Genomic DNA, 25,657 nt, shown 5'->3' on the forward strand with positions numbered 1-25,657 from the left:
GCGCGCGTGATCTCTGCCCGAAGGGGGGCGTTGCATGACTCAGGCTCCATGGTGGCGCGGTGCCGTCATCTATCAGATCTATCCGCGTAGCTTTCTCGATGCGAACGGCGATGGCATCGGCGATCTGCCCGGCATCGTGCAGAAGCTGGACTACATCGCGTCGCTTGGCGTGGACGCGATCTGGATCTCGCCGTTCTTCAAGTCGCCGATGGCCGATTTCGGCTACGACATCGCAGACTATCGCGAGGTCGATCCGCTGTTCGGCACCATGGATGACTTCGATCGCTTGCTGGCCAAGGCGCATGCGCTGGGCTTGAAGGTGATGATCGATCAGGTGCTCAGCCACACGTCGGTGGAGCATGCGTGGTTCAAGGAAAGCCGCCAGAGCCGCGACAATCCCAAGGCCGATTGGTACGTCTGGGCGGACGCGCGCGAGGATGGCACGCCGCCGAACAACTGGATGTCGATCTTCGGCGGCGTCGCCTGGCAGTGGGAGCCGCGTCGCGGCCAGTACTACCTGCACAACTTCCTGTCGTCGCAGCCGGACCTCAACTTCCACAATCCCGAGGTGCAGCAGGCCACGTTGGACAATGTCGAGTTCTGGCTCGCGCGCGGGGTCGATGGGTTCCGTCTGGATGCGATCAATTTCTGCTTCCACGATCCCTTGCTGCGGGACAATCCGCCAAAGCCTTTGGAAAAACGGGTGGGGCGGGGCTTCAGTCCGGACAATCCGTATGCGTTCCAGTACCACTACTACAACAACACGCAGGCGGAGAACCTGCCGTTCCTGCAGAAGCTGCGCGGTCTGCTCGATCGCTATCCAGGCACGGTGAGCCTGGGCGAGATCTCGTCCGAGGACTCGCTCGCCACCACCGCCGAGTACACGCGGGCCGGGCATCTGCATATGGGCTACAGCTTCGAGCTGTTGACCGACGATTTCAGCGCGCGCTACATCCGCGAGACGGTGTCGAGTCTGGAAGTGGCGATGACCGAAGGCTGGCCGTGCTGGGCGATTTCCAACCACGATGTGCAGCGTGCGGTGACGCGCTGGGGGCGCGGCGCGCAGACGCCTGCGTTCGCGCGGCTGCTGATCGCGCTGCTGTGTTCGTTGCGCGGTTCGGTGTGCGTTTATCAGGGCGAGGAGTTGGGCCTGGACGAAGCCGAGGTGCCGTTCGAGGCACTGCAGGATCCGTATGGCATCGCATTCTGGCCGAGCTTCAAGGGCCGCGATGGATGCCGTACGCCGATGCCGTGGGACGACAGCGCGCAAGCCGGCTTCAGTACCGGGAAGCCGTGGTTGCCGGTGGCGCCGGCGCATCGCGCGCAGTCGGTGGCGGCGCAGCTGGCCGATCCGCATTCGGTGTTGATCGCGTTCCAGCAGTTCCAGACCTGGCGTAAACAGCATGCGTCTTTGCGCGAAGGCGATATCGTGTTCGTCGAGACCGCCGAGCCGGTGCTGATGTTCCAGCGCCGGCATGCGCAGCAGACGCTGCTGCTGGCATTCAATCTGTCGGCGCAAGCGGCCGAGGTGGCGTTGTCCGAGGGGCAATGGCGACAGCTGGCAGTGCCTGGTATCGACACAGGTAAGGTCGACGGCGGCCTGCAGCTGCCCGGTTATGCGATGGTTTGCCTGGAAGGCGTGTAGCCGTCGCGCAATCCTCCAGTTCCGCTGTCTGGGTGCCAGGCCGCGAAAGCGCCGTTCTTCTTCCCGATGGCTGACGCTGTCGGGCCTGGCAGTGCAGAGTTCCTCCATGGCGCAGGACGTTCGCCTGTTTCCTGCATGCCGCTGCGCTCGATATAAACGTGCGGACCGCTGCTCGCGATACATATCCAAAACCCGCATGGTGCCGCCATGGCAGCGCCCAGAGCGCGAGCGGGTTGCGAAGCATTGGCTTGCGTTGTCCTATCGTGCACACAAGCCGTTGCCCTGACTGAAGTCTTGCTTGTCCACGCTCCTTGGGCGAAAGCGCTTCTTGCGATGCATATGGCCGTCTCGTTGCGGACGACACCGACACTGGCATCGGTGCAGCCCTGGCCACTGTGCATTTGGCATAGGCAAAAGACGGGCGGCAATCGCCTGCGCCATCATTATTTTCGCGCCGGCATCGCCGGTTTGCTCCAAGTCGGACTGGCGGATCGATACGTCTCGCCGTGCGTCGCGGCACAGCACACTGGGCACAAAAAAAGCCCGCCGGCATCGCGCCGGCGGGCTTGCTGCAGGCACGGAGCGTTGGCCTAGAACTTGTAGTTCACCCCGAGCACGTAGGTGCGGCCCCACTCGGTGTATTCCAGTGGACGGTCCTTGCTGCCTGCATAGGTGCGGTACGGTTCGTTGGTCAGGTTGCTGGCCTGCAGCAGCAGGGTCAATCCGCCCAATGTGCTGCTGTCGCCGAAGGTATAGCTGAGCTGCGCATCGGTCACGTTCTCGCCGACCACGTAGCGCAGGGTGCGGTTGCCGTTGAAGTTGCCGATCTCGCCGATGAAGTCCGAACGCCGGCGTTGGCTGACGCGTGCTTCGAAGCCGTTGCGCTCGTAGTAGGCGGTGAAGTTGTACACCCGCTTGGACAGGCCCGGCAGGCTGATCGGATCTGAGCCCACGCTGGAGGCGCTCTCTGGGTCGAGGATCTTGATGTCGCTGTCGTTGAACGTGGCGCTGGCCTGTACGCCGAAGCCGCGCAAGCTGTCGGTCAGCATGTCCAGCGGCAGCGAAGCGGTGAGCTCCAGGCCGCGCAGGGTGCCGCCCTTGCCGTTCTGCGGCGAGGAGAACGTGCCGATGGTCTGCACCGGTGCGGTCATGCCCGGCGGCACGACGTAGCTGGCGACCAAGTCGGAGAAGTCGTAGTCGTCGCGCGATTGCGTGTAGACGTAGCTCTTCAGGTCCTTGTAGAAGATCGCCGCGGCCACGTAGGCCTTTTCGTCGAAGTATTTCTCGTATGACAGGTCCAGCGCGGTGGCGCGCCACGGATCCAGCAGCGGGTTGCCGCCGCTGCCGCCGGGCCTGCCGGTGGACGTGTCGACCCCGAACTCCAGGCCGGCCCGCATCTGGTCCACACGCGGGCGTGCGACCTGCTTGGCGGCCGCGAAGCGCAGGGTCTGCTGGTGCGGAAACGCGAAGGCCAGGTTCAAGCTGGGCAGCCAGTCGTTGTAGGTCTTGCCCGAATCGATCGGCAGGACGTTCTGGCCAGCCGGGCGCGAGCGATCGAAGTAGCTGGACTGCGAGCTCTGGTCGGTGTGCTGCATCTGCACGCCGATGTTGCCGCGCACGGCGACTTCGCCGATGTCGGTATTGATGTTGGCGCGTAGCCAGGCGGTGGTGATTTTTTCCTGCACGGTCCACGACTTCGGGATCAGATAGTCGAGATCGGTGACCGGATTGAACGTCATGTAGCGCCCGACCGCGGCCGGCACGTTCCAGGCCGGGATGTAGCCGATACCAGCGAAGCCCAGGTTCACCGGGTCGTATTGCAGATCGCTGGCGATGCTGGTTTCGCCCTGCGCGCCGAGCAGGATATTGCCCTCGGCCTGAGTCTTTTGCTTTCGCCGGTCGGCGTAGTTCACGCCGACGTCGATATCCGAGAACCACGACAAGGCCTGCGGCGCCGGCAGGGTCGCCGACAGGCGTCCGCCCTTCAGGCGGTCTTCGATCTGCGGCACCTTGCCGTAGCCGGAGCCGTAGATGGTATTGGTCAGAAACAGCGCATCGGGATTGGAATAGTCCAGGCCGGGGCGGATCTGCGAGAAGCCGTCGGGGCTGACGGCGACGCCGATGGTGTCGAACTGCGGGCGCGGAATCAGCTGGAGGTTGTTCTCCAGGTTGGTCTCCTTGCGGGTGGCCTTGGAGTAATTCAGGTCGGCGACCAGCTTGACGCTCTCGAAGTTGAACGCGTTGTTCCAGCCGAACGCATCGATCTTGTCCTTGCGCTTGTTGTACATGCCCCTGACCAGCGGATACGCGTTGGAGAGCGTGCCGCCGGTGAAGGTGCCGTCGGCGTTGCGCCCGACGTTGCTGAAGACCGGCAGGAGCGCATTCGGATTGCTGGCATCTTCGCCGTTGCCGCTCAGACTCAGTTCGAACTGGTTGGCGGTGTCGATCTGTTCGGCTTCGGTGTGGAACGCATCGAAGGTGCTGGTCCAGGTGCTGGACGGGCGGAATTGCACGGTGGCCATCACACCGTCGCGTTTGTTGTTGCCGGTGCGGCGTAAGGCCTTGATGCCGTCGGAGAAGTAGGTGCCCGGAGCGACGCCGGCGCGTTCGCCAGCGTCGGTGTGCTCGGTGGTCCATGGTTCGTACAGGCCGACCTGGTTCTCCTGGATCGGGTTGTCGCTGTGCGCGTAGCCGATCGAGATGCCCAGGGTCTTGTCGAAGAACTGGTCGATGTAGCTGGCGCTGAAGCGGTTGCCGTAGGCGTCGACGTCGGCCGCCTTGCCCAGCGAGGTCTTCTGCAGGCGGCCGCTGACGGCGATCACCCGTTCCGGGAAGCTCAGCGGGCGCACGGTCTGCATGTCGATGGTGCCGGACAGGCCTTGGCCGACCAGCGCGGCGTCGGGAGTCTTGTACACGGTCACGCCGTTGACCAGCTCCGAGGGGTACTGGTCGAATTCGACGCTGCGGTTGTCGCCGGTGCTGACCACTTCGCGGCCGTTGAGCAGGGTGGTGGCGAAGTCGGGCGACAGGCCGCGCACGCTGATGACCTGGGCGCGACCGGCCACGCGTTGCGCGGCCAGCCCGGGCAGGCGGCCCAGCGATTCGGCGATGCTCACGTCCGGCAGCTTGCCGATGTCCTCGGCCGAAATCGCCTCGACGATGGACGTGGCGTCCTGCTTCACCGCGATCGCGTTCTCGATGCCGCGGCGGATGCCGGTCACCTGGACCTTGTCCAGTTCGGTGACCTGGTTCTGCGCCGGCGCAGCAGCGGTGCCGGATTGCGTCTCGGACTGTGCGGCGGCCAGCATCGGCGTCATGGCGATGGCCAACGCCAGCGTCAGCGCATTGCGCTTGTGGTTCAACATTTTCCCCTCCCAGGCAATGTTGTCGTGCAAATTTTCTGATCCGGAAGATCGGCCGGATGTAGGGATCGCGCCACCGGTTTTCGGTGACGCGACTGCGACGTATGGTAGACACGGCAATCCGCTGCGAACGCGGCCTGCATACGTATTCACTGGGTGTCATCGCATTGGAATCGATTCCACGGTGGCGATGTCGTGTGGCGGTGAAGCATGGGCGTGTCGCGATCGCCAAGTCGGTGTGCGGGAATTTGCGGCGCAGTGCGCTGTGAAGTGCGTGGACGCGCGGCCTGCAGGCAGCGGCGGCAGTCGACGCATGCCGATGGGGAGAGCGGAGGCCTGGGAGCAAGATGCGGATACGGGGCGCGACCCGCTTGATGGGCCGGGGCGGCAGGCGTTTGCGCGCAGCATGCTCGGGTGACGGAAAAGGCGGCGTTGCGCGGATGCGTCAGTCATCCGTCCGACGCAGAGCTTTGCCGATCGCCTGAGCGAGTGCAGGCTGTTAAGCGACTTCGATCTTGGCGGGCCTTGTCGGTAAAGCCCGTCGCGGCTGAAGCCGCTCCTACAGGTAACGTCATCCAGCGACTCGGTCCGGAATGGAAATGCGCTATTGGCGAGCCGCTGGATCGCCCTTGGCAGCGGTCGCCGCGTCCAGCGGCGTAAAGCGGATCGCCTGGCCGCCGCCCGGTGCCAGCTTCAGCTCCAGCCGGTCGCCGCTGCCGACTTCGCGTTGCTCGCGCACGAAGTCGAACGGGTTGTGCCGGTAGTCGGCGGCGTCGCCGTCGCGGTAGATCTCGGCGCGGTAGCGCACGCCCGGTTCCAGGAACGACAGCGACACCGGCAGCACCCGGCCGTGTTCGTCGGTGATGCTGCCCAGGTACCAGTCGCGGCTGTGGCGGTCCTTGCGCACGATGGTCACGTAGTCGCCGACTTCGCCGTCGAGGACGCGGCTGTCGTCCCAGTCCACCGCCACGTCCTCGATGAAGCGGAACGCGTCGCGGTGCTGCAGGTAGTGCTCGGGCAGGTCGGCGGCCATCTGGATCGGGCTGTAGATCGCCACATACAGCGCCAGCTGCCGCGCCAGCGTGCTCGGGATCGGTTGGCCGTCGCGGCCCTTCAGGCTGAGGATGCCCGGGGTGTAGTCCATCGGCCCCGCCAGCATACGGGTGAAGACCAGGTTGACCTCGTGCTCGGGCGGGTTCGGCGGCTGACCCCAGGCGTTGTATTCCATGCCGCGCGCACCTTCGCGCGACAGCCAGTTGGGATAGGTGCGGCGCAGGCCGGTGTCCTTGATCGGCTCGTGCGCGTTGACCGACAGGTGCCGCGCCGCGGCTTCGCGCACCACCTTCAGGTGATGCTGCGCCATGAACTGGCCGTCGTGCCATTCGCGCCATAGTGGCCCGCCGGCCGGATTGCGCCGATCCACCTGGCCGTCGTCGCAGACGTAGCCGGTCTTGAACGTGTCAACGCCCAGGCGTGCGTACAGGTCGAGAGCGGCGTCGAGCTGGTCTTCGTAGTGCTGCACCGCGCAGCCGGTCTCGTGGTGGCCGATCAGGCGCACGCCGCGCTTGGCGGCGTATGCGCTGAGCGCTTGGATGTCGAAATCCGGGGTCGACCGGGTGAAGTCGAAGCCGCCGCCGTTGCCGAACCATTCGCCGTTCCAGCCGGGATTCCAGCCTTCCACCAGCACGCCACGGAAGCCGTGCGCGGCGGCGAAGTCGATGTAGCGGCGGGTGTTGGCGGTAGTCGCGCCGTGCTTCGGTCCGGTCGCCCAGGTTGCCTGGTTCAAATGCATCGACCACCACACGCCCACGTACTTGGCCGGATGCACCCAGCTCACGTCGCCCAGCGCATTGGGTTCGTTGAGGTTGAGGATCAGGTCGGAGTCGACCAGGCCGCCGGCGTGGTCGGCGATCTGCACGGTGCGCCACGGCGTGTCGAACGGCAGGCTGCGCTTGACCTTCCAGCCTTGCGCCGACGGCGACAGCTGCGCGTGCAGGCGCTGGCGGTCGCCGCGGCGCAGCCACATCCCTGCGTAATCGACCAGGGCCGCTTCGTGCAGGGCGATGTGCAGGCCGTCGCGGCTGCGCAAGGTGATCGGCGTATGCGCCAGCGCGACCTGGTTCAGCGGTGTTTGCCGGTACAGGTATTCGTAGTGGATCGGCTCGCCGGCCGGGATCCACCATGCGGTCGCTTCCGGCACGATGTCGAATTCGGTCAATTCCTCGTCGATGATCGCCTCGCGCAGACCCGGTTGCTGCGGAAAGCTGTAGCGGAAGCCGAGACCGTCGTCGTAGACCCGGAAGACGACCGCGAAGCGCCGCCGCTGGCCGCTGCGCTCGCCCAGCTCCACGCGCAGTTCGTTGTAGTGGTTGCGCACGTAGCGGCGCTCGCCCCACGGTTGTTCCCAGGTCTCGTCCACACTGCGCGTGGCCTGCGCCAGCACCGCCAGATCGCGGTCCAGGCGTCCGTCGCGCAACTGGAAGCCCAGTCTGGATTCGCCGATCACGGTGTCGCCCAGGCGCTGCACGCGGTAGCTCGGCTTGCCGTCGTCCAGTTGCAGCGCGACCTGCAGCACCTTGCCCGGCGAGTCCACGCTGGCCACGGTCCTGGGTTCTGCGCGCAGCAGCGGCGCGATGCACAGCAGCGCAGCGGCGAGCAGCAGCGACCGGCGTGGCGCCTTGTGCACGCGTGAGATGGCGTGAAGCTGCGGCATATCCCCTCCCAAGGCGGCCGTTGCAGGTGCGGCGACTATAGCGAGGGGTTGCGAGTGCGCTGCGGCCAAAGCGATGAATACGTATGCAGCTGCGCGCGGTGCGCTGCGGCGCGTCTACCATGTCGGCAGCGCTTCTCGAAGAGGCCGCGAGCGCGGTGCCGGCATGCCGGTGCGGCGAACCCACAATGCAGGCAAAGAGGGAGGGAGGCAGACGGGCGCGAGCCGGTCCGCCGCTTCGATGCTGAAGATGATCTGCTTGGCCGCCACCTTGGGTGCCGCGGTGTCGGCGTCTGCGTGGCAGACGTCGTTGCAATGGCGCGGCCGGACCGCGCAGGCCGTGGCCACCGCCGACGGCGGCTTCGTGCTGAGCTCGGCGCAGGGCACGCGCACGCTGGCGGCGCAGCCGCTGCGCAGCGACACCGCCAGCCCGCTGTTCGATGCGCTGTTCGCGCTGGCGCAGCAGGAGTTGCGCGACGACCAGGTCGACGCGATCCGCGATCCCGCCTTCGACCACGGCAAGCCGCTGCCGTGCGACTGCTACCAGACCGGCGAACGCTGGCCCTACGTGTGGACCCGCGACGTCAGCTATGCCGCCGATCTGGCGCTGGCGCGGCTGGATCCGCAGCGCACGCGGCGCTCGCTGCGCTTCAAGCTGTCGGCGATGCGCGGCGCGGATGCGCTGCCCGGCCTGTTCGTGGCCCAGGACACCGGCTCCGGCGGCAGCTGGCCGGTGAGCAGCGACCGCGTGGTCTGGTTCCTGGCCGCGCGGCATCTGCTCGACGATGCGCAATTCGCCGCCGACACCCGTGCCGCACTCGAGGCGACCCTGGCGCAGGACCGCGCATTCGCATTCGACCCGCGCATCGGCCTGTACCGAGGCGAAACCTCGTTCCTGGATTGGCGCGAGCAGACCTATCCGGCCTGGACCCGCAACGACGTGCGCTTCATCGCCGAGTCGTTCGCGCTGTCCACCAACGTGCTGCACTATCAGGCGCTGCGCCTGGGCGAGCGGCTGGCGCGCGGGCAGGGCGACAACGCGGTGGCGGTGCGCTATGCCGGCTGGGCGGACGCGCTGAAGCAGGCGATCGCGCAGCGCTTCTGGCGCGAGGATCGCGGCACCTACGTCAGCTATCTCGGCAGCGCTGCGCATCCGGTGGCCTACGAAAGCTACGATCTGCTCGGCCTGTCGCTGGCGGTGCTGGCCGACGTGCTGCCGCGCGAACGCGCGCGGCAGGCGCTGGCGCGCTATCCCGCGGTCGAGGCCGGCAGCCCGGTGGTCTGGCCGCAGCAGCAGGACGTGCCGATCTACCACAACCGCGCGATCTGGCCGTTCGTCAGCGCTTATGCGCTGCGCGCGGCGCGGCATACCGACGACAGCGCGCGCATCGCCTTCGAAGTGCGCTCGCTGCTGCGCGGCGCCGCGCTGGCCGGCTCGAACATGGAGAACTACGAATTCCTGAGCCAGGCCGCGCATGTGGACGATGGCCCGCTCAGCGGACCGGTGGTCAATTCGCCGCGGCAGCTGTGGTCGGTGGCCGGCTATCTGGCGATGGTGATCGAGGGCGTGTTCGGCGTCGAAGACGATGGCAACGTGGCGCCCAAGCTGCCGGTGAGCCTGGTGCCGATGCTGTTCGGCGAACGCGACGCGATCGCGCTGCAGCTGCGCGAGCGGCGCATTGTGCTGCGGCGGCCGGCGCAACTGCATGGCGACCTGCTGGTGGCCGGCGACACGCACACCCACGACGGCGTGACCACCGTGCAATTGGTCGCGCGCGACACCGAGAGTGTTCCTGTGCCGCTGCTCGCAGCCGCCGATGCGTTCGCCCCGCTCGCGCCGCCAGCGCCGCGCGTCGAGCGCGATGCGCAGGGTTGGCGCGTCGCGGCGGCCGCCGACACGGTGCTGTACGTCGATGGACAGCGCCAGCCAAGCGCTGCCAACGGCGCGCGCTTGCCGCTGCGCGAGCAGGTGCAGTGCCTGAGCCTGACCCGGCACGATGCGCATTGGGAATCGCTGCATAGCCACAGCGTCTGCGTCGGCGACGTGGTCCGCCTGGCCGGTGGCGACGACTGGCGCTGGACCGCGCCGCGCGATGGCGAGTACCGGCTGAGCCTGCGCTACGTCAACGCGCACGGCCCGATCAATACCGGCGTCACAGCTGCGGTGAAGCAGCTGCAACTGCAATGCGGCGATGCCGCGCCCCAGCGCATGCCGGTGGTGATGCCGCACAGCATCGGCGAACAGGAGTCCACCGCCGCCGTGTTCGCGCTCAAGGCCGGGCAGTCCTGCCGCATCCGCCTGGCGCCTGCGGCGAACATGAGCGCATTGCAGCACTTCGCGCGCTACACCGGCGGCCAGGGCGGCGCCGATGGCGTGGTCAATGCGGCCGACGTCGCCGCGCTGTTGATCGCGCCGGCCGGCGCCGTACAGGTGCGCCGATGAGCACGGTGCCGCGCGCCAAGCCGGCGCTGTCGTTCTGGCAGATCTGGAACATGTGCTTCGGCTTCCTCGGCATCCAGTTCGGCTTCGCGCTACAGAACGCCAACGCCAGCCGTATCTTCCAGACCCTGGGCGCGGACATGGAGCAGGTGCCGGGGCTATGGATCGCCGCGCCGCTGACCGGGCTGATCGTGCAGCCGATCGTCGGCTATCTGTCCGACCGCACCTGGAACCGCTTCGGCCGGCGCCGCCCGTATTTCATGGTCGGCGCGCTGTTCACCACGCTGGCGCTGCTGGTGATGCCGAACTCGCCGGCGCTGTGGGTGGCGGCCGGCACGCTGTGGATCCTGGACGCGTCGATCAACATCTCGATGGAGCCGTTCCGCGCCTTCGTCGGCGACCAGTTGCCGCAACGCCAGCGCGCCAGCGGCTATGCGATGCAGAGTTTCTTCATCGGCGTCGGCGCGGTGGTGGCGAGCATGCTGCCATGGCTGTTGGCGCAGTGGGGCGTGAGCAATACCGCCGCGCCCGGGCACGTGCCGGCCACGGTGCGCTACGCGTTCTACCTGGGCGGCGCGGTGTTGTTCCTGTCGATCGGCTGGACCGTGCTGCGCACGCGCGAGTATCCGCCCGAAACGCTGCACGCGTTCGACGACGCGCCGCCGTCGCACGCCGCCGAACACGCGACTACCATGCCGCGTTCGGATGCCGCCGCGGCGCTCTGGCTGCTGCTGGGCCTTGCCGGCGCGGCGGCGATCTTCTGGAGCGGCGGCGACCGCATGCTGTACGTGCTGGCCGGTTTGTTCGCCGGCTACGGGCTGCTGCAATGGCTGGCGCCGCGACTGCGGCCGGAGCACATGCTGGCCGCGATCATGCGCGACGTGCAGGCGATGCCGCAGGCGATGCGGCGCCTGGCCTGGGTGCAGTTCTTCTCGTGGTTCGCGCTGTTCGCGATGTGGATCTACACCACCGCGGCGGTGACGCAGACGCACTACGGCGCCACCGACACCACCTCGGCGGCCTACAACGGCGGCGCAAACTGGGTGGGCGTGCTGTTCGGCGCCTACAACGGCTTCGCCGCGCTGGCGGCGATCGCCATTCCGCTGCTGGTGCGCGCGGTCGGCCTGCGCCTCAGCCATCTGCTCAACCTGTGCCTGGGCGCGGCCGGCTTGCTGTCGTTCCTGTGGATCCGCGATCCGCAGTGGCTGCTGCTGTCGATGCTCGGCGTCGGCTTCGCCTGGGCCTCGATCCTGTCGCTGCCGTACGCCTTGCTGTCCGACAGCGTGCCGGCGGCGAAGATGGGCGTGTACATGGGCATCTTCAATTTCTTCATCGTGATCCCGCAGTTGGTCGCGGTCAGCGTGCTGGGCTTCGTGCTCACGCACTGGCTCGGCGGCCGGCCGCTGTACGCGCTGGGCATCGGCGGCGTCAGCCTGCTGCTGGCGGCGCTGTGCGTGCTGCGGGTCCCCGCCGAACAGGGAGCAAGCCAATGACGTATCGGATCTCGCTGCTGGCGCTGGCCTTGCTGGGCGCCGTCGCGCCACCGGCGCGCGCGCAGGCAGCGGCGGAGTACTACGGCACGCTGCAGCCGTTCGCCAGCGAGGCAGTGTATTTCGTGGTCACCGACCGCTTCGTCAACGGCGATCCCGGCAACGATCATCGCGACCAGGGCGGCGCGCACCGCACTTTCGACATCCCGCTGCCGGCACCGCCGGGCGAGAGCGACAACATCGGCTACCTGGGCGGCGACTTCAAGGGCGTGGTCGACAATGCTGGCTATATCCGCGGCCTGGGCTTCGGCGCGGTGTGGATCACCCCGATCGTCGACAACCCCGACGAAGCGTTCACCGGCGGCAAGCCGATCAGCTGGGGCAGCAACCTGAGCGATCGCGGCAAGACCGGCTATCACGGCTACTGGGGCGTCAATTTCTACAAGTTGGACGAACACCTGCCCAGCCTGGGTCTGGATTTCGCCGGCTTCACCCAGGCGATGCATGCGCAACGGTTGAAGGTGGTGCTGGACATCGTCGGCAACCATGGCTCGCCGGCGTACACGATGCCCAAGCGGCAGCCGATGTTCGGCCAGGTGTTCGATCGCGACGGCAAGCGCGTCGCCGATCACCAGAACCTGCCGCCGGCCAGGCTGGATCCGGTGCACAACCCGCTGCATGCGTTCTACAACACCGGCGGCGGCCTGGCCGAGCTGTCGGATTTCAACGAGCGCAATCCGGCGGTGATGGAGTATTTGGTCGGCGCCTATTCGCAATGGCTGGGGCAGGGCGCGGACGCCTTCCGCATCGACACTATCGGCTGGATGCCGGACAGTTTCTGGCACGAGTTCGTGCGCCGCATCCGCGCGCAGCGGCCGGGCATGTTCATGTTCGGCGAGGCCTTCGACTACGACGCGCGCAAGATCGCCGGCCACACCTGGGCGCGCAACGCTGGGGTCAGCGTGCTGGATTTCCCGTTGAAGCAGGCGCTGTCCACGGTGTTCGGGCATGCGCGCGGCGGCTTTGAGCAGTTGCAGGCGCCGCTGTACCTTGAGCGCGGCCCGTACGCGAATCCGTACGAGCTGATGACCTTCTACGACAACCACGACATGGCGCGGCTGGATGCCAGCGATGCCGGCTTCATCGATGCGCACAACTGGTTGTTCACCGCGCGCGGCATTCCGGTGCTCTATTACGGCTCGGAAACCGGCTTCATGCGCGGCCGCGCCGAGCACGCCGGCAATCGCAATTATTTCGGACAAGCGCGGGTGGATGCGGCGCCGCAGAGTCCGATCTTCGCGCCGTTGCAGCGCATCGCGTTGCTGCGGCAACGCACGCCGGCGCTGCAGCGTGGGCTGCAGCTCAACCTGCGCCTGTCCGGCGACGAGGCGATGTTCTATCGGGTGTTCCAGCATGCAGGCAGCACTCAGACCGCGCTGGTACTGCTGAACAAGAGCGACGCGCCGAAGACGCTGGAAGTGCGGCGTTACCTGCAGCCGGGCACCTGGCGCGACGGCTTCGACGGCAGTGCGGTCGAGATCGTGGACGGTTTGCGCGCCGAGGTGCCGGCGCACGGCGTGCGCGTGTTCCTGTCCGATGCGCCGATCGTTCGCTCGGATCTGCGCGCGCGGCTGGACTGGCTGATGGCGGCGAAGGACGGCGTGGAGCCGCCACTGTAGGAGCGGCTTCAGCCGCGACCGCGCATTACCGATCGCATCCGATCGCGGCTGAAGCCGCTCCTACAAAAAAAATGGGCGGTTACGCTGCCGCCGGCTGCGGTTCGGCCCACACGCTGTTCGGTTCGCCATGCCTGGCGCGGCGCGCGGTTGCGCGTGCCAGTGCGGCGAAGCCCACCGCCATCGCCACGGCCATGCCATCGACCCAGAACAACGGCCATTGCCCGGCGGCGGCGCTGGTCCACATCCACCAGCCGCTGGCCAGGCCGTGCGCCAGCGGGATCGCCGCGGTCACCGCGGCCGCGGTCCACAACAGTTCGCGCGCGGCCTGCGCCGGCGCGCGCAGCGCCGCCCACAGCGCGCACAGCGCCCAGCTGCCGAAGCAGGTCCAGCGCATGCCGGCATCCACCGCGTCCGGCGCGGCGCGTTCCAGCACCTGCACCGCGACGAACGCCGCCGAGATCGCTACGCACAGGCCGATGCACACGCCGACCGTGGCCCGCGCCATGTTGATCTGCGCGCGGCCCTGCTGCGCCTGGCGGCGCTTGCGCCGCGACTCGATCCACAGCAGGTTGCCCGAATAGAACAGGAACGCGCCGCCGATGCCGAGCAGGAAGTACAGCCATGGCACCAGCGCATTGCCGTACTCGCCGAAATGCAGTGCGTAGGCCGAGGTCAGCGTGGCGTGGTTGGCGTCGCGGCGGCCGGGCAGCTGAGTGGCGATCACCTTGCCGCTGGCCGCGTCCAGCGCCACCGTTCCGGTCGGCCCCAGCGTGCCGGGCGACTCGCCGCTGATTTCCACCGTGGCGTTACGGTCGCCTGCGTGCTGCAGCTTCATGTACACCGGCTCGAACTCGTGCAGCCCTTGCCGCCGCGCCTCGGCGACGGCGCGCGCGCTCCAGTCGGCCAGCGTGCCCACCGGCGCAGGCGTGCCGCTGGCGCTGCGCACCGGCGCGGTGTCCATCGCCACCGGCACCGCGTCCTGCACCTTGCCGTCGAAGACCAGCGGATTCAGCGCCGCCATCAGTACCAGCGACAGGCACAGCACCGCGCCGGTCACCGCGAACATCAGGTGCAGCGGCAGGCTCAGCACCCCGACCACGTTGTGCGCATCCAGCCAGAACTGCTTGAGATTGCGGCCCGGGCGCAGCGCGAACAGGTCCTTGAGCAGCTTCGGCAGATGGATGATCACCCCGGACACGATCGCCACCGCGTACAGCAGGCTGACGATGCCCATCAGATAGACGCCGGCCACCGGCAGGCCCAGCGTGTAGTGCAGTTCGTTGACCAGGGTCGCCAGGCCCGCCTGCGGCAGTTCCGGCCCGCCCTCCAGGTCGTCGAGTGTGGCCATCTGCCACACGCCCTCGGCATCGGGCCAGTAGATCAGCGCCTTGGGAAATTCGCTGCTGGGGAACAGCATGCCGAGCATCGGCTTGGCTTGCGGATGCCGCGCCAAGGTCGCGTCGAGCAGGCGCTGCGCATCGTCCACGGTCTGCACCGGCACCACCTGCTGCGATTGCCAGCGCGGCAGGTCGTGGTGGAACACGGTGATCGCGCCGGCATAGAAGGCGACGAACAAGGCGAAGCCGGCGACCAGGCCCATCCAGGTATGCAGCGCGGTGAAGGTGCGCAGCGTGGTGGCGTGCAGTTTCATGCGAATGTCCTCATTGCGCCCAGCCCAGGGCCTTCAGCGCCCACAGCAGGGCGAAGCCGGCCAGCGCCAGCGCGCTCAGCCAGCTCCAGGCGCGGCGCCCGCTGGCGCAGCAATAGGCGCCGATCGCCACGCCCACCCACAGCGGCACGAACGCGATCAGCGCCGGGACCAGCGCCTGCTGCCACGGTCCCGGCGGCAGCCAGCAGACCAGGCCGGTCAGCGCGGTGGCCAGGAAGAAACCGGGAATCAGCCCGGCCAGCCCGCGGCTCCACATCATCGCGGCCGGCTCCGCACGCCGTGGCCCGGATCGCCGCGCAGCGCGCCGAAGGTCGGTATCAGCATCAGCGCCAGCATCCAATTGGCCAGCATCGCGCACAGCCCGGCGCCGGCGCCCAATTGCGCGATCCACGCCACCAGCGAGGCACCGGCCAGCGCCAGGCCCAGCCAGTTGCCGAACCGGCGCAGGCGCCGCAGCGGCGCCAGGCGGCAGTTCGGCGAGCCGGCGTACAGGGCCAGCGCGGACAGCGCCGCGCACACGGCGGCCAGGACGATCCCGGCAATGGCCGCGCTCATCGGGTGCCGATCCACGCAGCCGATCGCGCCTGCCTGCGCTTTGCGGCGGCTGCGGGCGGTACGGCGGAGGGCGGATGGGAAGCGGGGCGGGCAGGGCATCGGCATTCCAGGCGGCGGCGTGCAGCCGCGGCAATCCGCGGCGCTCTCTCGCGGATGATAATCATTCTGCTTTCGTAAGGAAAACGCAGCCGGCGCGCGTGGGCCTAGCGGCCCGGAGCGAATGCAGCGTCTGCGGCCGCGTCCGCGGGCCGGTCGGGGGATCAGCTGCGCAGCGAGGAGCCGCGCAGCGCCAGTGTCACCGGCAGGGTGCGGCTGGCCACCGGCTGCCCGGCGATCTGCGCCAGCAGGGTCTCGACCAGCACCGCGCCGGCCAGCTTGGTGTCCTGCTGCACGGTCGACAGCGCCGGCGCCACGCAGGCGGCGATCGGGATGTCGTCGAAGCCGGCCAGGGCCACGTCCTCGGGCACGCGCAGGCCGTGTTCGCGCAAGGCCTTCAGCGCGCCGATCGCGATCAGGTCACTGGCGGCGAATACCGCATCGAAGCGTTCGCCGCCGCGCAACAGCGCCAGCGCCGCCTCGTAGCCGGATTGCTCGGTGGTGATCGCATCCAGCTGCAGGCCGGGAACGATGTCCGATCCGGTCGCGCGCAGCGCTTGGGCGTGGCCGCGGTAGCGCTCCAGAAATTCGGGATAGTGGTTGGAGGCGTCGCCGAGGAAGGCGATGCGCCGGCAGCCCTGTTGCAGCAGATGCGCGGTGATGTCGTGGCCGCCCTGGAAGTTGTCGCTGCCGATCGACACCCCCGGCTGCCCCGGCAGCACCGCGCCCCAGCGCACGAAGTGGGTGCCTTGCTCGACCAGGTGCTGCAGCCGCTGCTGCGCCTGCAGATAGTCGCCATAGCCGAGCAGGATCAGGCCATCGGCCTTCTGGCTGTCGCCGTAGTCGGCACGCCAGTTGTCCGACAGCTGCTGGAACGACACCAGCAGGTCGTAGCCGTGGCGCGCGCAGGCGCGGGTGATCGAGCCCAGCATCGAGTGGAAGAACGGGTTGATCAGCGAGTCGTCGGTGGTCGGGTCTTCGAAGAACAGCAGCGCCAGCGTGCCGGCATTGCGCAGGCGCAGGCTGGAGGCGTGCTTGTCGACCTTGTAGTTCAGCTCGTTGGCGATCGCCAGGATCTTGCGCCGGGTCTGCTCGTTGACCGCCGGGCTGCCGCGCAGTGCGCGCGACACGGTGGGCTGCGATACGCCCGCCAGATAGGCGATATCGAGCGATGTGGCCTTGCCTTTGATGACGGCGCTCGCAGTGCAGGGAAAACAGATCGAAGCATGCCATGGCGTACGGGAGAGCACTTGCTGCGGCGCAGCGTAGGCTCGGGATTCGGGATTCGGGATTCGGGATTCGGGATTCGGGATTCGCGGCGGCTGCGGCGGTGTGCCGACGGTGCGAATTCACAATTCCGCCAAATGGGTTACCATTTGCTAATTCTTCAATGCGGAACTACGGGTGGCCCGCGGCAACGCCGGCCGAGCGTGCGACATGAGCACTACCATCGTCCCAGCATGAACCCCCGTCCAAGGCTGTCCGAGCAGGCGCCCTTGTGGCGCCTTCTTTGTATCCCGAGCCTTGCGCCGCCGGCTTCCGGCGCGCGGCGGGAAACGCCCGATCCGCCTCGCTTTCCTTCTTGCCGACTCCCATGATCACGATCACGCTCCCCGACGGCAGCCGCCGCGAATTCGAACACCCCGTTAGTCCCATGGACGTGGCCCAGTCCATCGGCCCGGGCTTGGCCAAGGCGACCATCGCCGGTCAGGTCGACGGCCGCCTGGTCGACGCCTGCGACCTCATCGAGCACGACGCCAGCCTGCGCCTCATCACCGCCAAGGATGCCGAGGGCGTGGAGATCATCCGCCACTCCTGCGCGCACCTGGTCGGCCATGCGGTCAAGCAGCTGTATCCCGAGGTCAAGATGGTGATCGGCCCGGTCATCGCCGAGGGCTTCTACTACGACATCTACAGCGAGCGCCCGTTCACCCCCGAGGACATGGCGGCGATCGAAAAGCGCATGCAGGAGCTGATCGCGCAGGACTACGACGTGGTCAAGAAGGTCACCCCGCGCGCCGAGGTGATCGAGCTGTTCCGCCAGCGCGGCGAGGACTACAAGCTGCGCCTGATCGAGGACATGGCCGACGACGTCACCGCGATGGGCCTGTACTACCACCAGGAATACGTGGACATGTGCCGCGGCCCGCACGTGCCCAACACGCGCTTCCTCAAGGCGTTCAAGCTGACCCGCATCTCCGGCGCCTACTGGCGCGGCGATGCCAAGAACGAGCAGCTGCAGCGCATCTACGGCACCGCCTGGGCCGACAAGAAGCAACTGGACGCCTACATCCTGCGCATGGAGGAAGCGGACAAGCGCGACCATCGCAAGATCGGCAAGCAGCAGGGCCTGTTCCATCTGCAGGAAGAGGGTCCGGGCCTGGTGTTCTGGCATCCGAAGGGCTGGTCGATCTGGCAGGTGGTCGAGCAGTACATGCGCAAGGTGTACCGCGCCAGCGGCTACGGCGAGGTGCGCTGCCCGCAGATCCTGGACGTGTCGCTGTGGCAGAAATCCGGCCACTGGGACAACTACCAGGACAACATGTTCTTCACCGAGTCGGAGAAGCGCACCTACGCGGTCAAGCCGATGAACTGCCCGGGCCACGTGCAGGTGTTCAACCAGGGCCTGCACAGCTACCGCGACCTGCCGATCCGCTACGGCGAGTTCGGCGCCTGCCACCGCAACGAGCCGTCCGGCGCGCTGCACGGCATCCTGCGCGTGCGCGGTTTCACCCAGGACGATGGGCACATCTTCTGCACCGAAGAGCAGATCGAGTCCGAGGTCACCGCGTTTCACCAGCAGGCGCTGAAGGTGTACGCCGATTTCGGTTTCGACGACATCCAGATCAAGATCGCGCTGCGCCCGGAAAAACGCCTGGGCGACGACGCGACCTGGGACAAGGCCGAGGCCGCGCTGCGCGCCGCGCTCGGCGCCTGTGGCGTGGAATGGCAGGAGCTGCCGGGCGAGGGCGCGTTCTACGGCCCGAAGATCGAGTACCACCTGAAGGACGCGATCGGCCGCACCTGGCAGCTGGGCACGATGCAGGTCGACTTCATGATGCCCGGCCGCCTCGGCGCCGAGTACGTGGACGAGAACAGCCAGAAGCAGCACCCGGTCATGCTGCACCGGGCCATCGTCGGCTCGATGGAGCGGTTCATCGGCATCCTGATCGAACACCATGCCGGCGCGTTCCCGGCCTGGCTGTCGCCGGTGCAGGCAATGGTGATGAACATCACCGATGCCCAGGCCGACTATGTAGACAGTGTGCGGAAACTCCTTGCAAATCAAGGCTTCCGCATCGAGGTCGATTTGCGGAACGAAAAAATCGGCTATAAGATTCGCGAACACACGCTGCAGCGGGTGCCGTACCTGTTGGTGGCGGGCGACCGCGAGAAGGAAAACGGCGCCATTGCAGTGCGCACGCGATCGGGGGAGGATCTGGGAACCATGTCGGTTGCCGCCTTCGCCGAACGGCTGATCGCCGAGCAACTGGCGTAAGACAACCCCGATGCGGGCGGAGCCTCCGCCCGCGTCGGTCCGATTCCCCTGGGAGATTGCAACATCAGTACCCCTGACAACAAACAGAACCGTAAGAACCAAGAGATCCGTGTCCCGCGCGTTCGCGTGATCGGCAAGGACGGCGAGATGGTCGGCGTGCTGACCCGCGACGAAGCGCTGGCGCTGGCCGAAGAGGATGGACTCGACCTGGTCGAGATCCAGCCGCAGGCCGATCCGCCCGTCTGCAAGATCATGGACTTCGGCAAGTTCAAGTTCGAGCAGCAGAAGAAGGCGAACGAAGCCAAGAAGAAGACCAAGCAGGTCGAGATCAAGGAAATCAAGTTCCGTCCGGTCACGGACGAGGGCGATTACCAGATCAAGCTGCGCAACATGCGTCGCTTCCTCGAAGAGGGCGACAAGGTCAAGGTCAACATCCGTTTCCGTGGCCGCGAGATGAGCCACCAGGAACTCGGGCGCGAAATGGCGTCGCGGATCGAGGCCGACCTCGGCGAAGACATCGTCATCGAATCGCGTCCGCGCCTGGAAGGCCGGCAGATGGTGATGATGATCGCGCCGAAGAAGCGCTGACCGCAGCAGCTTGAGGATCGCGCCCCGCCCATGTGCGGGAGCGCGGCCGCTGCCGGGCGCCTGTTGGCGCCCTTCGCGTTTTCCGATCGTCGCTTCCCGCCGCCGCCTGGTGGTGGAGGCGCGTGGCTGCCCGCTGTCCGGGGGTAAGCCGCCCGCTGCGCCCATCCGGTGTCGCAAGCAGGGGCCGGTATCCGTTCGAGGCAGCAGCGCACTGCAAGCGCTTCCCTGTCCGATGGTGCGCAAGCGCCCGCCGATGCCGCAGCCTTTCCGAATCCCGAATCCCGAATCCCGGCGCGCCAGCGCCCATCCCGAAATACATGATTTGCAAGGCATTCCAAGCCCTGGCATAATGCGCGGCCCAGTACATCGGGTTTGCCGTCAACGCGGCAATAGGACCCGCCCTGATTCTTTGAGGATCAAGGGCTTACAAGCCGGTACGGGCACGGACGGAAAGCGTGGCGCAGCCACCGCCCTGACCAGTGACAAAACACCATCAAGGACATTGCAATGCCCAAGATCAAGACCAACCGGGCGGCGGCCAAGCGTTTCCGCAAGACCGCCTCCGGCAAGTACAAGTGCGGCCACGCCAACCGTAGCCATATCCTCACCAAGAAAGCGACCAAGCGGAAGCGCAACCTGCGGCAGACGAACCATGTTCGTGCCGAGGACGCTGGCCGTCTTGACCGTATGCTGCCTTACCTCTGAGGACTGAACCATGGCTCGAGTAAAACGTGGCGTCCAGGCACGCCGTCGTCACAAGAAAGTTCTGAACCTGGCCAAGGGCTACTACAACGCCCGTCGCAAGGTCTTCCGCGTCGCCAAGCAGGCGGTGATCAAGGCGCAGCAGTACGCCTACATCGGCCGCAAGCAGAAGAAGCGCGTGTTCCGTTCGCTGTGGATCACCCGCATCAATGCGGCGGCCCGCATCAATGGCCTGAGCTACAGCCGTTTCATGAACGGCCTGCTCAAGGCTGGCATCACCCTGGATCGCAAGGTGCTGGCGGACATCGCCGTGCACGACGCGCAGGGCTTTGCCGCCTTGGCTGAGAAGGCAAAGGGCGCGCTGGCGGCATAAGTGCGAGTCCCTCGCAGGAGCCCGCACATCCATGTGCGGGTTTCCAACGAGGAGCCATCGCCAACATGCAGGGGAAGGGCGCGAGTCCTTCCCCTTTTTGCGTTTTGTGCATCCCGATATCGGGTTTTCCCGTGATCGAGATTCTCCCGATCGCGTGATCCGGGTCGGGTTGGTCGGCTGAAGTGAGGCGCGAGTGCAATGAGTGAGATCGAATCCCTGAGCGGACAGGCGCTGGCGGACATCGCCGCGGCGCAAAGTCCCGAAGCGCTGGAGCAGCTGCGCGTCGCGCTGCTGGGCAAGAGCGGCAGCATCACCGCGCAGCTGAAGCAGCTTGGCGGGCTGCCGCCGGAGCAGCGCAAGCTGGCCGGCGAGGCGATCAACCAGGCGCGCGACGCGGTCTCCGCGGCGCTGGCCGAACGCCGTGCGTTGCTGGAAGGCGCGGCGCTGGACGCGCGTCTGGCGGCCGAGCGCATCGACGTGACCCTGCCGGGCCGGCGCGGCGAACGCGGCGGGCTGCATCCGGTCACGCGCACGCTGGAGCGCATCACCGAGATCTTCGCGCGGCTGGGCTACGAACTGTCCGACGGTCCGGAGATCGAGGACGACTGGCACAACTTCGAGGCGTTGAACTTTCCGCCGCACCATCCGGCGCGGGCGATGCACGACACCTTCTACTTCGGCGATGGTCGCCTGCTGCGCACCCACACCTCCGGCGTGCAGGTGCGCTATATGGGCGAGCATGCGCCGCCGCTGCGCATGATCGCCGCCGGCAAGGTCTACCGCAGCGACAGCGACCAGACCCATTCGCCGATGTTCCACCAGGTCGAAGGCCTGCTGGTCGACGAGCATTCCACCTTCGCCGACCTCAAGGGCACCTTGTCCGAGTTCGTGCGCGCGTTCTTCGAGCGCGACTTCGAGATGCGCTTCCGCCCCAGCTATTTCCCGTTCGTCGAACCCGGCGCGGAAGTGGACATCGCCTGGCAGCAGCCCGACGGCAGCACCCGCTGGCTGGAAGTGCTCGGCTGCGGCATGGTCCACCCGAACGTGCTGCGCAGCGTCGGCATCGATCCGGAGCGCTACACCGGCTTCGCCTTCGGCATGGGCGTGGAGCGCTTCGCGATGCTGCGCTACGGCGTCAACGACCTGCGCGCGTTCTTCGAGAACGATGTGCGGTTCCTCAGGCAGTTTGCCTGAGGGCTGGGATTGGGGATTCGGGATTTGGGATTCGCGAAAGCGGGTCCATCCTGGTTTCTGGTCCCGCATGAAGCCGCTGTTACGAATCTCCAATCCCGAATCCCCAATCCCGGCCTCTCAATGAAATTCAGCGAAAACTGGCTGCGCAGCCACGTCCCCACCCAGGCCACGCGCGATGAACTGGCCGCGACCCTGACCGCCATCGGTCTGGAGGTCGAAGAGGTCACGCCGCTCGGCGAATCGCTGCAGCAGGTGGTGGTGGCGCGCATCGTCGAAGCGACGCGGCACCCGGAGGCCGATCGGCTGCAGGTGTGCCAGGTCGATGCCGGGCAGGGCGGCTTGCTGCAGATCGTCTGCGGCGCGCCGAACGCGCGCGCCGGGCTGGTCGCGCCGCTGGCGCTGGTCGGCGCCCAGGTCGGCGGCATCGCGATCAAGGCGGCCAAGCTGCGCGGCGTGGAGTCCAACGGCATGCTGTGCTCGGCCAAGGAACTGGGCCTGGACAGCGATGCGTCGGGCCTGTTCGAACTGCCCGACGACGCGCCGATCGGTCAGGCGCTGAGCGACTACCTTGGTTTGCCCGACGCCAGCATCGAGATCAAGTTGACCCCGAACCGCGCCGATTGCTTCGGCGTGCGCGGCATCGCCTACGACGTGGCCGCGGCCTGCGCCAGCGAAGTGTTGCCGTTCGCGGCCGAGCCGGTCGCCGTTTCCAGCGAGCGCCGCCTCGAGGTGCGCCTGCAGGCGGGCGGCGATGCGCCGCGCTACTGCGGCCGCGTCGTCGAGGATCTCGATCCGGCGGCGAAGACGCCGCTGTGGATGGCCGAACGCCTGCGCCGCAGCGGCGTGCGCCCGGTGTCGCTGCTGGTCGATATCACCCAATACGTGATGCTGGAACTGGGCCAGCCGATGCATGCCTTCGACCTGGAGACGCTACATGGCCCGGTCGGCGTGCGCCGTGCGCGCGCCGGCGAGACGCTGAAACTGCTCGACGGCCGCGACGCCACGCTCGACGACGGCTTCCTGGCCGTCACCGACGGCGACCGCGTGGTTGCCCTGGCCGGCTTGATGGGCGGCCACGACACCCGCGTCACCGATACGACCCGGCATGTGTTCCTGGAAGCGGCGCACTTCGCGCCGGCGGCGATCATGGGCCGCGGCCGCAAGCTCGGCCTGCACACCGACGCCGGCCACCGCTTCGAACGCGGCGTGGACCCGGCGCTGCCGCGGCGGGCGCTGGAACTGGCGACGCGGCTGGTGCTGGAGTTGGCCGGCGGCCGCGCCGGCCCGGTGGTGGAGGCCGAGTTGCGCGAGCACCTGCCGACGCCGGCGCCGATCACGCTGCGCCGCGCGCGCATCGTGCGCGTGCTCGGCATCGAGATCGCCGACGCCGAAGTCGAGCGCATCCTGCGCGCGCTGGGCATGGAGGTCGTGGCAACCGGCAATGGCTGGCAGGTCACCGCGCCCAGCCGCCGCTTCGATGTCGCCTTGGAAGAGGACCTGATCGAGGAACTGGCGCGTATCCACGGCTACGACCGCTTGCCGACCACGCTGCCGGGCGGCGCCTCGCGCATCGCCATGGGCAGCGAGACGCAGCTGGACGAACTGAGCGTGCGCCGCCAGCTGGTCGCGCGCGAGATGCTGGAAACCATCAACTACGCCTTCGTCGATGCGGTGCTGCTGGACCAGTGGGGACTGGATGAGCGGCGCGTGGCGCTGGCCAACCCGCTCAGCGCCGAGCTGGCGGTGATGCGTCCGTCGCTGTTGCCCGGGCTGGTCGCGGCGCTGGGCCGCAACGTCGCCCGGCAGGCCGGGCGGGTGCGCCTGTTCGAGCTGGGCAAGGTGTTCGCGGCCGCGGCGACGGCCGGTGCCGCGCCGGCGGAGACGCAGCGGGTGGCGGCCGCGGTGTGCGGCGATGCCGAGGCGTTGCAGTGGGGCCTGCCGGCGCGCAAGGTCGACTTCCACGACCTGAAGGGCGACCTGGACGCGCTGGCCAGCGCCTCCGGCGCGCGCCTGGACTACCGTCCGTCGGCGTTGCCGTTCGCGCATCCGACCCGTGCCGCCGACGTGTACCGCGATGGCGCGCGGATCGGCTGGATCGGCCAGCTGCATCCGCGCCTGCTGCAGGCAATGCAGATCGACGTGGAGGTGCTCGGCTTCGAGCTGGACCTGGCGCCGCTGGCGGCGCGCGCGCTGCCGCGGGCCGCCGAGCTGTCGCGGTTCCCGTCGGTCCGCCGCGACCTGGCCTTCCTAGTACCGGAGGCGGTGGCCTGGTCGGCGCTGGCGAGCAGCGTGCGCGGCGCGGTCGGGCCGCTGCTGCGCGACGTGGTGCTGTTCGATCGCTACGTCGGGCCGGGGGTCGAGGCGGGTTTCAAGAGTCTCGCTATGGGCTTGATTTTGCAGGACAACTCGCGCACTCTGACGGATCGCGATGTGGATGCCGTGGTCGCCGATGCAGTGGCGGCGCTGGCGCGCGAACACGATGCGCGGATTCGCGGCTGAGACGTAGGGGATAGCAGGGCAATGGCGTTGACCAAAGCGGAAATGGCCGAACGGTTGTTCGACGAAGTCGGGCTGAACAAGCGCGAGGCCAAGGAATTCGTCGATGCTTTCTTCGATGTGCTGCGCGATGCGCTGGAGCAGGGACGGCAGGTGAAGCTGTCCGGTTTCGGCAACTTCGATCTGCGCCGCAAGAACCAACGGCCCGGTCGCAATCCCAAGACCGGCGAAGAAATCCCGATCTCGGCGCGGACGGTGGTGACCTTCCGCCCGGGACAGAAGCTCAAGGAGCGAGTGGAGGCTTATGCTGGACCCGGGCAGTAACCGCGAACTTCCGCCGATTCCGGCCAAGCGCTACTTCACCATCGGTGAGGTCAGCGAGCTGTGCGACGTCAAACCGCACGTGCTGCGTTACTGGGAAACCGAATTTCCCAGCCTGGAACCGGTCAAGCGCCGCGGCAACCGCCGCTACTACCAGCGCCACGACGTGCTGATGGTGCGGCAGATCCGCAGCCTGCTGTACGAACAGGGCTATACGATCGGCGGCGCGCGTCTGCGCCTGGAGGGCGAGGGCGCCAAGCAGGAGTCGGCGCTGAGCAACCAGATCATCAAGCAGGTGCGGCAGGAACTGGAAGAAGTGCTGCAGTTGCTGCGGCGCTGAGCGGCAACGGCGCAACCGGCTAGGAATGGCCGCGCCAATCCCGCTATAATCGCCAGCTCGCCGCAAGGCGTGACCGCCGCAACGGCGGACGTTTTTACCGGGGTATAGCGCAGCCTGGTAGCGCACTAGTCTGGGGGACTAGTGGTCGTCGGTTCAAATCCGGCTACCCCGACCATCTTCGAAGGCCCATGTCAGCGACATGGGCCTTTTTCGTTTTGCGGGGTTTGCGCGGCCTGGGCGTACACAGGTACGCAGCCAGCAGCTGCGGGAATCCGCGGCAGGAAGTCGTCGTAATGAACGCCCATGCGGCGGTCGCCGATTGCCCGCTCAGCCGATGCCGGCCCGACACCGATAGGGCGGTCAGTTCGGTTCGGACGAAGGTGTAGACAAACGCACCGGCGTCGATGCGATGTCTGCCGGAGCCGCCGCAGGACCTGCGACGGCCAGGACGGAAATCCGGCAGAGAACTGCGGACGAGGGCCGTCAATGCCTTGACAT

At 67.4% G+C, this 25,657-nt stretch carries 18 protein-coding genes and 1 tRNA gene; 13 read left to right on the forward strand and 6 right to left on the reverse strand.

What is annotated here, in order from left to right:
* Positions 1 to 34 precede the first annotated feature (34 nt).
* A complete protein-coding gene (locus HEP73_RS08890; protein ID WP_185822906.1) occupies positions 35 to 1,645 on the forward strand; it encodes an alpha-glucosidase in 1,611 nt (536 codons plus the stop codon).
* A 590-nt stretch (positions 1,646 to 2,235) separates the two neighbouring features.
* Here HEP73_RS08890 and HEP73_RS08895 read toward each other — a convergent pair.
* Positions 2,236 to 5,010 carry a TonB-dependent receptor gene (locus HEP73_RS08895; protein ID WP_185822907.1) on the reverse strand — a complete coding sequence of 925 codons (2,775 nt, stop codon included), beginning with the start codon at positions 5,008 to 5,010 and terminating at the stop codon, positions 2,236 to 2,238.
* 601 nt (positions 5,011 to 5,611) lie between these two features.
* Entirely contained in the window at positions 5,612 to 7,720 is a 2,109-nt protein-coding gene (locus HEP73_RS08900) for a glycoside hydrolase family 97 protein (protein WP_185822908.1), read from the reverse strand.
* A 238-nt stretch (positions 7,721 to 7,958) separates the two neighbouring features.
* Between HEP73_RS08900 and HEP73_RS08905 the strand changes: the two genes are divergently transcribed.
* The 3 genes from HEP73_RS08905 to HEP73_RS08915 are packed head-to-tail and all read left to right on the forward strand — an operon-like array spanning position 7,959 to position 13,326.
* Entirely contained in the window at positions 7,959 to 10,160 is a 2,202-nt protein-coding gene (locus HEP73_RS08905; RefSeq protein WP_185822909.1) for a glucosidase family protein, read from the forward strand.
* Positions 10,157 to 11,650, forward strand: a complete 1,494-nt coding sequence (locus tag HEP73_RS08910; RefSeq protein WP_185822910.1) for an MFS transporter — start codon at positions 10,157 to 10,159, stop codon at positions 11,648 to 11,650. The genes HEP73_RS08905 and HEP73_RS08910 overlap by 4 nt, the downstream gene beginning before the upstream one ends.
* Entirely contained in the window at positions 11,647 to 13,326 is a 1,680-nt protein-coding gene (locus HEP73_RS08915) for an alpha-amylase family glycosyl hydrolase (protein ID WP_185822911.1), read from the forward strand. The genes HEP73_RS08910 and HEP73_RS08915 overlap by 4 nt, the downstream gene beginning before the upstream one ends.
* Before the next feature lie 79 nt (positions 13,327 to 13,405).
* Here the strand turns inward: HEP73_RS08915 and HEP73_RS08920 are convergent, their stop codons facing one another.
* From HEP73_RS08920 to HEP73_RS08935, 4 genes are all read right to left on the reverse strand, one after another.
* Positions 13,406 to 14,977, reverse strand: a complete 1,572-nt coding sequence (locus HEP73_RS08920) for a PepSY-associated TM helix domain-containing protein (RefSeq protein WP_185822912.1) — start codon at positions 14,975 to 14,977, stop codon at positions 13,406 to 13,408.
* Positions 14,978 to 14,987: 10 nt separating this feature from the next.
* Positions 14,988 to 15,254 (reverse strand): hypothetical protein, encoded by a 267-nt coding sequence (locus HEP73_RS08925; RefSeq protein WP_458309662.1) that lies wholly within the window; start codon positions 15,252 to 15,254, stop codon positions 14,988 to 14,990.
* Entirely contained in the window at positions 15,251 to 15,550 is a 300-nt protein-coding gene (locus HEP73_RS08930; protein WP_185822913.1) for a hypothetical protein, read from the reverse strand. Before HEP73_RS08930 ends, HEP73_RS08925 begins: the two co-directional genes overlap by 4 nt.
* 260 nt (positions 15,551 to 15,810) lie before the next feature.
* On the reverse strand, positions 15,811 to 16,836 hold the full coding sequence (locus HEP73_RS08935; protein ID WP_185823361.1) for a LacI family DNA-binding transcriptional regulator: 1,026 nt from the start codon (positions 16,834 to 16,836) through the stop codon (positions 15,811 to 15,813).
* Positions 16,837 to 17,240: 404 nt separating this feature from the next.
* Between HEP73_RS08935 and thrS the strand changes: the two genes are divergently transcribed.
* The 9 genes from thrS (at position 17,241) to HEP73_RS08980 (ending at position 25,334) form a co-directional block, all read left to right on the forward strand.
* Positions 17,241 to 19,145, forward strand: a complete 1,905-nt coding sequence (gene thrS / locus HEP73_RS08940; RefSeq protein ID WP_185822914.1) for a threonine--tRNA ligase — start codon at positions 17,241 to 17,243, stop codon at positions 19,143 to 19,145.
* A 48-nt stretch (positions 19,146 to 19,193) separates the two neighbouring features.
* A complete protein-coding gene (gene infC / locus HEP73_RS08945) occupies positions 19,194 to 19,733 on the forward strand; it encodes a translation initiation factor IF-3 (RefSeq protein ID WP_080601535.1) in 540 nt (179 codons plus the stop codon).
* Between the two features lie 507 nt (positions 19,734 to 20,240).
* Positions 20,241 to 20,438, forward strand: coding sequence for a 50S ribosomal protein L35 (rpmI, locus tag HEP73_RS08950; protein WP_002811096.1), 198 nt, complete (start codon positions 20,241 to 20,243; stop codon positions 20,436 to 20,438).
* A 10-nt stretch (positions 20,439 to 20,448) separates the two neighbouring features.
* On the forward strand, positions 20,449 to 20,808 hold the full coding sequence (rplT, locus tag HEP73_RS08955) for a 50S ribosomal protein L20 (RefSeq protein WP_003466653.1): 360 nt from the start codon (positions 20,449 to 20,451) through the stop codon (positions 20,806 to 20,808).
* A 198-nt stretch (positions 20,809 to 21,006) separates the two neighbouring features.
* Positions 21,007 to 22,002, forward strand: coding sequence for a phenylalanine--tRNA ligase subunit alpha (pheS, locus tag HEP73_RS08960; protein WP_185822915.1), 996 nt, complete (start codon positions 21,007 to 21,009; stop codon positions 22,000 to 22,002).
* Positions 22,003 to 22,122: 120 nt separating this feature from the next.
* Entirely contained in the window at positions 22,123 to 24,501 is a 2,379-nt protein-coding gene (gene pheT / locus HEP73_RS08965) for a phenylalanine--tRNA ligase subunit beta (RefSeq protein ID WP_185822916.1), read from the forward strand.
* 21 nt (positions 24,502 to 24,522) lie between these two features.
* Positions 24,523 to 24,822, forward strand: coding sequence for an integration host factor subunit alpha (locus HEP73_RS08970; RefSeq protein ID WP_003466661.1), 300 nt, complete (start codon positions 24,523 to 24,525; stop codon positions 24,820 to 24,822).
* The gene (locus tag HEP73_RS08975) at positions 24,803 to 25,159 is read left to right on the forward strand and encodes a MerR family transcriptional regulator (protein WP_003466663.1); all 357 of its coding nucleotides are present in this window, start codon (positions 24,803 to 24,805) and stop codon (positions 25,157 to 25,159) included. The genes HEP73_RS08970 and HEP73_RS08975 overlap by 20 nt, the downstream gene beginning before the upstream one ends.
* 98 nt (positions 25,160 to 25,257) lie before the next feature.
* Positions 25,258 to 25,334, forward strand: a tRNA-Pro gene (locus HEP73_RS08980).
* The last annotated feature ends 323 nt before the right edge of the window (positions 25,335 to 25,657 follow it).

This window comes from Xanthomonas sp. GW (assembly GCF_014236815.1).
GTDB lineage: Bacteria > Pseudomonadota > Gammaproteobacteria > Xanthomonadales > Xanthomonadaceae > Xanthomonas_A.

Coding starts and splice junctions, on each gene's coding strand:
- HEP73_RS08890 (WP_185822906.1), top strand. CDS start 35: ATGACTCAGGCTCCATGGTGGCGCGGTGCCGTCATCTATCAGATCTAT.
- HEP73_RS08895 (WP_185822907.1), bottom strand. CDS start 5,010: ATGTTGAACCACAAGCGCAATGCGCTGACGCTGGCGTTGGCCATCGCC.
- HEP73_RS08900 (WP_185822908.1), bottom strand. CDS start 7,720: ATGCCGCAGCTTCACGCCATCTCACGCGTGCACAAGGCGCCACGCCGG.
- HEP73_RS08905 (WP_185822909.1), top strand. CDS start 7,959: ATGCTGAAGATGATCTGCTTGGCCGCCACCTTGGGTGCCGCGGTGTCG.
- HEP73_RS08910 (WP_185822910.1), top strand. CDS start 10,157: ATGAGCACGGTGCCGCGCGCCAAGCCGGCGCTGTCGTTCTGGCAGATC.
- HEP73_RS08915 (WP_185822911.1), top strand. CDS start 11,647: ATGACGTATCGGATCTCGCTGCTGGCGCTGGCCTTGCTGGGCGCCGTC.
- HEP73_RS08920 (WP_185822912.1), bottom strand. CDS start 14,977: ATGAAACTGCACGCCACCACGCTGCGCACCTTCACCGCGCTGCATACC.
- HEP73_RS08925 (WP_458309662.1), bottom strand. CDS start 15,254: ATGATGTGGAGCCGCGGGCTGGCCGGGCTGATTCCCGGTTTCTTCCTG.
- HEP73_RS08930 (WP_185822913.1), bottom strand. CDS start 15,550: ATGAGCGCGGCCATTGCCGGGATCGTCCTGGCCGCCGTGTGCGCGGCG.
- thrS (WP_185822914.1), top strand. CDS start 17,241: ATGATCACGATCACGCTCCCCGACGGCAGCCGCCGCGAATTCGAACAC.
- rpmI (WP_002811096.1), top strand. CDS start 20,241: ATGCCCAAGATCAAGACCAACCGGGCGGCGGCCAAGCGTTTCCGCAAG.
- rplT (WP_003466653.1), top strand. CDS start 20,449: ATGGCTCGAGTAAAACGTGGCGTCCAGGCACGCCGTCGTCACAAGAAA.
- pheS (WP_185822915.1), top strand. CDS start 21,007: ATGAGTGAGATCGAATCCCTGAGCGGACAGGCGCTGGCGGACATCGCC.
- pheT (WP_185822916.1), top strand. CDS start 22,123: ATGAAATTCAGCGAAAACTGGCTGCGCAGCCACGTCCCCACCCAGGCC.
- HEP73_RS08970 (WP_003466661.1), top strand. CDS start 24,523: ATGGCGTTGACCAAAGCGGAAATGGCCGAACGGTTGTTCGACGAAGTC.
- HEP73_RS08975 (WP_003466663.1), top strand. CDS start 24,803: ATGCTGGACCCGGGCAGTAACCGCGAACTTCCGCCGATTCCGGCCAAG.